Origin of the sequence: Psychrobacter sp. CAL346-MNA-CIBAN-0220, assembly GCF_040309805.1 — a bacterium.
Classification (GTDB): Bacteria; Pseudomonadota; Gammaproteobacteria; order Pseudomonadales; family Moraxellaceae; genus Psychrobacter.
In genome coordinates this window covers 1-255 of sequence record NZ_JBEOPF010000506.1, presented here as the reverse complement: position 1 = coordinate 255, position 255 = coordinate 1, and the positions used below count along the sequence as shown (strand labels likewise).

At 37.6% G+C, this 255-nt stretch carries 1 protein-coding gene; it reads left to right on the top strand.

The window, feature by feature from the left end; genetic code table 11:
• Nucleotides 1-255: glycoside hydrolase family 97 N-terminal domain-containing protein (locus AAEY88_RS14565; protein WP_350563535.1), on the top strand; the 255-nt coding region annotated here is incomplete at both ends.

Sequence of the window (255 nt, the reverse complement as noted above, 5' to 3'; positions counted from 1 at the left end):
ACCGTACAATCGCCTGACGGTAATATAAAAATAATCATCTCAGACGAGCAGAGTACACCAAGTTATTCTATTAATTTTAAAAATAAAACAGTCATTAATAATTCTGCTCTCGGGTTTGAATTTAAACAACATGCACCGTTTAGTAACAGCTTTAAAATAACCACAGTTCAACAACAAAGCACCAATACTCAGTGGCAACAACCTTGCGGCGAGCGACAAACGGTTGTAGATCAGCATAACGAGGTAACTGTAACC